This is a genomic window from Streptomyces sp. NPDC052910 (assembly GCF_055585605.1).
Window position 1 is genome coordinate 25,830 of the sequence record NZ_JBVJJR010000004.1, and the last position, 6,643, is coordinate 32,472.

Annotated in this window: 5 protein-coding genes; all 5 read left to right on the forward strand. The window is 73.9% G+C overall.

The annotated features are described in order from the left end of the window. The first annotated feature begins 10 nt into the window (after positions 1-10). The 5 genes from ACZ6X9_RS16430 to ACZ6X9_RS16450 all read left to right on the forward strand — a co-directional run bounded on the left by ACZ6X9_RS16430 (position 11) and on the right by ACZ6X9_RS16450 (position 6,315). Positions 11-637 (forward strand): NUDIX domain-containing protein, encoded by a 627-nt coding sequence (locus ACZ6X9_RS16430; protein ID WP_469778690.1) that lies wholly within the window; start codon positions 11-13, stop codon positions 635-637. A 189-nt stretch (positions 638-826) separates the two neighbouring features. After that, a complete protein-coding gene (locus ACZ6X9_RS16435; protein ID WP_469778691.1) occupies positions 827-3,013 on the forward strand; it encodes a tetratricopeptide repeat protein in 2,187 nt (728 codons plus the stop codon). Positions 3,014-3,196: 183 nt separating this feature from the next. Continuing rightward, complete coding sequence (gene ald, locus ACZ6X9_RS16440) at positions 3,197-4,312, forward strand: alanine dehydrogenase (protein WP_469779167.1); 1,116 nt, start codon at positions 3,197-3,199, stop codon at positions 4,310-4,312. Between the two features lie 342 nt (positions 4,313-4,654). Then, complete coding sequence (locus ACZ6X9_RS16445; RefSeq protein WP_078588259.1) at positions 4,655-5,779, forward strand: ParA family protein; 1,125 nt, start codon at positions 4,655-4,657, stop codon at positions 5,777-5,779. Next, positions 5,764-6,315: a hypothetical protein gene (locus tag ACZ6X9_RS16450; protein ID WP_469778692.1), complete on the forward strand. Its 552-nt coding sequence runs from the start codon at positions 5,764-5,766 to the stop codon at positions 6,313-6,315. The genes ACZ6X9_RS16445 and ACZ6X9_RS16450 overlap by 16 nt, the downstream gene beginning before the upstream one ends. Positions 6,316-6,643 lie beyond the last annotated feature (328 nt).

A 6,643-nucleotide genomic window follows, 5' to 3' on the forward strand; every position in this document is an offset into this window, starting at 1 on the left:
GAGGACGTAGATGCGCATCAAGGACACCGCCGAGGAGTGGCGGGTCACCGCCTCGGAGACGCCGTTCGTCGGCGCCAAGACCAGTGCGCGCACGGACGAGGTGGTGATGCCGGACGGCACCCGCGTCAACCGTGACTACCAGGTCCACCCCGGCTCCGTCGCCGTCCTCGCCCTCGACGAGCAGGACCGGGTCCTGGTGATCAACCAGTACCGGCACCCGGTGCGGCACCGGCTCTGGGAGATCCCGGCCGGCCTGCTGGACGTCCCCGGGGAGAATCCGCTGAACGCCGCCCACCGGGAGCTCTACGAGGAGGCGCACGTCAAGGCCGAGGACTGGCGGGTGCTCGCCGACGTCTACACCTCGCCCGGCGGTTGCGACGAGGCGCTGCGGATCTTCCTGGCCCGCGATCTGTCCGCGGTGGAGGGGGAGCGGTTCGAGGTCTCCGAGGAGGAGGCGGACATGCAGCTTGAGCGGGTGCCGCTCGCCGATCTGGTGCGGGGGGTGCTCGCGGGTGAGCTGCACAACACGTGTCTTGCGGTGGGTGTTCTCGCGCTTTCCGCTGCGCGGGCCGGTGATGGGATCGACGCGTTGCGAGCGGCTGACGCTCCTTGGCCCGCGCGGCCGTTCGAGGCGTAGGGGGGTTGCCCCGGTCCCGCCCTTTCTCCGTTTCTGCGGGGGCGGGGCCGCCGCACCCCCGAGCGCGCCTGCGGCGCGCGTCCTCAAGCGCCGGACGGGCTGGGTTGACCTCCGGCCGACAAGGCGATTGTCGTACGAGCCCGGGCCCGGCATCCGCGGGTGCGCGTTCGTTTCAACTACGCTCGGTCCGTGGAGACCGACAACCTCGCGGCGGTCCACCCGGAGCGGGTGGGCCCCGGCGTGCGCCCGCGCCGCCCGGACGCGCCCGTGACGGGCGTCGCGCTCGCCCGCGCGGGCCTGTTCACCGGGCGTGACCGGGAACTGAAGGAACTCCGGGCGGACATCGCCCGTACCGGCCTGGACACCCTCTCGGGCCGCAAACCGCCCCGCAGCCGGGTCCTGCTCGTCGCCGGACGCCCCGGCTCGGGGCGCACCGCGCTCGCCGAGGAGCTGGCCCGGCGGCTGGAGCGGGACTACCCGGACGGAGTACTCCGCGCGCGCCTCACCGACGCCGACGGCACCCCCGTCCCCACCGACCGCACCGCCCGCGCCCTCCTCGCCGACCTCGGCGCCACCGCCACCGCGCCCGCCGGGGCCGAGGAGGACGAGCTCACCGCCGCCCTCCGCGCCGCCCTGGCGGGCCGCCGGGTGCTGCTGCTCCTGGACGACGCCTCGGGTGCCGCCTCCGTCGAGCCGCTGCTGCCCGACGAACCGGGCTGCCTGGTCGTCGCCGTCGCCCGGGGCCCGCTCACCGGCGTCCCCGACGTCCGGCCCTGCACCCTCGGCGGGCTGGAGACCCCAGCCGCCGTCGGCCTCCTGGAGTGGTTCGCCGGGCCCACCCGCATCACCTGCGACCCGATGGCCGCCGGCGCCGTGGTCGAGGAGTGCGCCGGGCAGCCCGCCGCGCTGGTGCTGGTCGGCGGCTGGCTGGCCGCCCACCCCAAGATGTCCGTCGCCGACGCGGCCCGGCGGCTGCGCGAACTCCCCGTCCCCGAAGGGCACGACGGCACCACGGGCCGCCCGCTCGCCCGCGCCCTCTGGCTCGCCTACGAGGCGCTGCCCGCGCTGAACGCCCGCATACTGCGACTGCTCGCGCTGGCCCCCGCCGGCCCGGCCGACGCGCACACCGCCTCCGCGCTGGCCGGCTGCTCGGTCTCCGCCGCCCAGGCCGCGCTGGACGACTTCGTCGCCCGCGGCCTGCTGCGCCCGGTCCCGGTCGACGGCGTCCCGGGGGAGCCCGCCGCACTGCCCCCGCAATACCAGGTGCCCGGCTGTCTGGCGCCGCTGCTGCGGGCGCTGCTGGAGACCCAGGACCGGCCCGCCGAGGTGGAGCTGGCCCGGGCCCGGATGCTCGAACGGGTCGTCCGTCAGTTGCACTCCTGCCGGGCCGCCGCCGAGCTGACCGACCCCTCCGTCCGCCGCCGGGTGGCCGAGCTGCCCCGGCCGCTGCGCTTCCCCTCGGCACGGGTCGCGGAGGAGTGGCTGCGCTCGCGGCTGCCCGCGCTGCTGGCCGCCGCCCGGCTGGCCGTCGAGGACGGCGGGCTGGACACCCTGGCCCGCCGGCTGGTCTCCGCGCTGACCCGGGCGCTCTCCGCCCATCTGCCGCCGGAGGAGGCCGGGCCCGAGCAGTACGGGCTGCACCGGCTGGTGCTGGACGTGGCCGACCGCCGGGACATGGCCCTGGAGAAGTCGGCCGCCCTGCTCAACCTGGGCGACCTGGACACCCGGGCCGGACGCGTCCGGATGGCGCTCGACCGGTACCGGGAGGCGCTGGCCGCCGCGCGCGCGTGCGGGGACCCGTACGCCACCAGCCGGTCCATGGAGTCGATCGCCGCCTCCTACCAGGAGCTGGAGGACTGGGCCCGGGCCACCGACTGGTACCGGCGGGCCCTGGAACTGCGGCTCACCCGCGGTGAACTGGCCGACGAGGCGCGGCTGTACGGGCGGCTCGGCGCGGTGCACACCCTGGCGGGGGAGTGGGGCGAGGCGCTGCGCACCTGGCGGGCCGCCTCCGCCGCCTGCCGCCGGCTGCGGGACCTGTCCGGGCACGCGCGGGCGCTGAGCGAGGCCGCCGTGGCGCAGGAGCACCTGGGCCGGCCGCAGGACGCGGTGCGCACCGGCCTGGAGGCGGCGGAGTGCGCGCGGCGGGCGGGCGACGGGCGGCTGGAGGCCGCCGTCCGGCTGCGGCTGGCGGACGCCCTTGACCGGCTGGCCGACCCGGCCGGCGCCGAGGCGCAGCGGCGGACGGCGGAAGGGCTGCTCGGAGAGCCGGCGGAGGCGTCAGCGGAGGCGTCCGTGACGGCGGGGACCGGCGAGACCGGGGAGAGCGGTTCCGGCCTGGCCGGGCGCTCCGGCGGGCTTGAGCCGAACGCCTGACGGGTACACGCCGGGTAACCTGCGAAAGCGATGGCAGTTTCGGAAAAGTTGTTGCTTTGCAAGGCTAGACAGCTCGACATCCTTCATTAGACTGGTTGCGCCGCGATCGACGCGGTCTGCTCTGGTATGCCGTGGCATTTCCGGATTAGCCTGAAACCCCCTGATTCAAGGACCGTGATCGACGTGAAGGTCGGCATCCCCCGCGAGGTCAAGAACAACGAGTTCCGCGTGGCCATCACCCCCGCCGGTGTGCACGAGCTGGTGCGCAACGGCCACCAGGTCTTCGTGGAGAAGGGGGCCGGTCTGGGCTCCTCCATCACGGACGCCGAGTACACCGGCGCCGGTGCGTCCATCCTGGACAGCGCCGACGAGGTCTGGGCGACCGCCGACCTGCTCCTGAAGGTCAAGGAGCCGATCGCCGAGGAGTACCACCGCCTCCGCAAGGGCCAGACCCTCTTCACCTACCTGCACCTGGCCGCCTCCCGTGAGTGCACGGACGCGCTGCTGGAGTCGGGCACCACGGCCATCGCCTACGAGACCGTCGAGCTCGCCAACCGCGCGCTGCCGCTGCTCGCCCCGATGTCCGAGGTCGCGGGCCGGCTGGCCCCGCAGGTCGGCGCCTACCACCTGATGCGCTCGGCCGGCGGCCGCGGCGTGCTGCCGGGCGGCGTCCCGGGCACGGCGGCCGGCAAGGCCGTCGTCATCGGCGGCGGCGTCTCCGGCTGGAACGCCACCCAGATCGCCGTCGGCATGGGCTTCCACGTCACCCTGCTCGACAAGGACGTCAACAAGCTGCGCGAGGCGGACAAGGTCTTCGGCACCAAGGTGCAGACGATCGTCTCCAACGCCTACGAGCTGGAGAAGGCCGTCGTCGAGGCCGACCTGGTCATCGGCGCGGTCCTGATCCCGGGTGCCAAGGCCCCGAAGCTGGTCACCAACGAGCTCGTCGCCAAGATGAAGCCCGGAAGTGTCCTTGTCGACATTGCGATCGACCAGGGCGGCTGCTTCGAGGACTCGAAGCCGACCACCCACGCGGAGCCGACCTTCACCGTCCACGACTCCGTCTTCTACTGCGTCGCCAACATGCCGGGCGCGGTGCCGAACACCTCCACCTACGCGCTGACCAACGCCACGCTGCCCTACATCGTGGAGCTGGCCAACCGCGGCTGGCAGGAGGCGCTGAGCCGGGACGCCGCGCTCGCCAAGGGCCTCAACGTCCATGAGGGACAGGTCGTTTACGGCCCCGTCGCCGAGGCGCACGGCCTTGCGCACGTCGAACTGAGCGCGCTGCTCGGCTGAGGCGTCAAACCGCCCCAGAGGGGAATCACCACCGGCAGGGCCTTGTCCACGAGGCCCTGCCGGCCGTGTTTGGTGCCGGATTCGGGCCGGTTTTCCCGAGGTGACCGCCGTTCGGAAAACTTGCGGGTGATACCCCGAACACCCTTGACAGAAGGGTGTTCGATTGCCGACACATCGTGCCGTCTCCGGCGGATTGTGTTGCTGCGGACCGCCGACACGCCATAGAGTCGCAGACCGTCGGCATGGTGCCACGCTGACCTATCTAGATGTTTCCTGGTCACCAAGGAGGTAGGACGACTTGTGAATGAGTCGACATTTGCTCCCGGGGGTGGTCATCCAGGAATGCCTGCGCAGGGCCGGAGCCCCGTGGGGCTCCACGCTGTCGGCTCCGTCGCTGTCCAGACCTTCGCAGCACAGCAGGACATCCAGAGCATGACGACAGCCCACCCGAGCATGGACGGTCTACACGTGAACGCCATGGCCGGCGACCGCGGCGGTGATCCCGCCCGTCTCGCCGACTACGAGGAAGTGCCCGACGGGCACTTCTACGACCCCGACGCGGAGTACGAGCCCGACCCGGAGTACGCGGCCACCCTGGCCCCCGACGCGGCCCGCCAGCGCCGCGAGCGCATCGGCCCCACCGGCCGCCCGCTGCCGTACTTCCCCATCCCGGGCCCGCTGACCGACCACGGTCCGGCGAAGATCATCGCGATGTGCAACCAGAAGGGCGGGGTCGGCAAGACCACCTCGACCATCAACCTGGGCGCCGCGCTCGCCGAATACGGCCGCCGGGTGCTGCTCGTCGACTTCGACCCGCAGGGCGCGCTCTCCGTCGGACTCGGCGTCAACCCGATGGAGCTCGACCTGACGGTCTACAACCTGCTCATGGAGCGCGGGATGTCGGCCGACGAGGTGCTGCTGAAGACCGCGGTGCCCAACATGGACCTGCTCCCCAGCAACATCGACCTGTCCGCCGCCGAGGTCCAGCTCGTCAGCGAGGTCGCCCGGGAATCCACGCTCCAGCGCGCGCTCAAGCCGCTGATGGCCGACTACGACTACATCGTGATCGACTGTCAGCCGTCGCTGGGCCTGCTGACGGTCAACGCCCTGACGGCGGCTCACAAGGTCATCGTCCCGCTGGAGTGCGAGTTCTTCGCCCTGCGCGGTGTCGCCCTGCTCACCGAGACCATCGAGAAGGTCCAGGAGCGGCTCAACCCCGAGCTGGAGCTCGACGGCATTCTCGCGACGATGTACGACTCGCGCACCGTGCACAGCCGCGAGGTGCTCGCGCGGGTGGTCGAGGCGTTCGACGACCACGTCTACCACACGGTCATCGGCCGGACCGTCCGCTTCCCGGAGACCACCGTCGCCGGCGAGCCCATCACCACGTACGCCTCCAACTCCGTGGGCGCCGCCGCCTACCGCCAGCTCGCCAGGGAGGTGCTCGCCCGGTGTCACGCCGAGTGAGTCTGCCCGGCGCCGACGAGCTGTTCCGCACCACCGGAGGGGTGGGGCTCCAGTCCTCGGCCCCCCGCAGACAGGCCAAGACGCCCGCCGACGGCGCGGCCCCCGCCCCCGCCCGGGTGCCCGGGCCGGCCGCCGCGGAGCCCGACACGGCGCCCGCCGTGCCCGCCTCCGACGGGACCGCCGACCAGGACACCGCCGAGCGCCGGCCGGCCGCGGACGGGCGCGAGCGCCCGGCGCCGCGGGCCGCCACCGCGGCCGGCGCCTCCCGGGCCGCCGAGCCGGTCGCCCCCCGGCGCCGCGGACGGGCCGCCAACCGCCGGCCCAGCGGGCGGGAGCGGCACGACGAGAAGATCACGGTCTACGTCTCCGCCGAGGAGCTCATGGACCTGGAGCACGCCCGCCTGGTGCTGCGCGGCGAGCACGGCCTCGCGGTGGACCGCGGCCGGATCGTGCGGGAGGCGGTCGCCGTCGTCCTCGCCGACCTCGAGGCGCGCGGCGACGCGAGCATCCTCGTGCGGCGCCTGCGCGGTCGCTGAGCGACTTCGCCGCTAACCTGCCACGGGCGGGCCCCCGCCCGCACCGCACCGGCCCCACGGGCCGTCGGATCATCTCGCTCCCCTGGACCACTCCCGCATGCCCACCGCCGCCTCCTCGCCGCCGCCTCCTGCCCGCCGCTCCCTCGGCCGGGGGCCGGGCGCGCGGCTCGCTCCGGCGGAGGCGGAGGATTTCGCCGCGGGGGCGGCGGTGCCTACGGCGCCGCCGGGGGAGCAGTCCCCAACCCCTCCCCCAGAGGGGGGACCCCCACTTCCCGTTTCCCGGGGGCAAGCCCCCCGGCCCCCCGAGCGGCTCCGCCGCGAGGGGGGC

Bases quoted from the DNA above. Each gene is read 5' to 3' on its own strand.
- ACZ6X9_RS16430 (WP_469778690.1), top strand. From the start codon at position 11: ATGCGCATCAAGGACACCGCCGAGGAGTGGCGGGTCACCGCCTCGGAG.
- ACZ6X9_RS16445 (WP_078588259.1), top strand. From the start codon at position 4,655: ATGCCTGCGCAGGGCCGGAGCCCCGTGGGGCTCCACGCTGTCGGCTCC.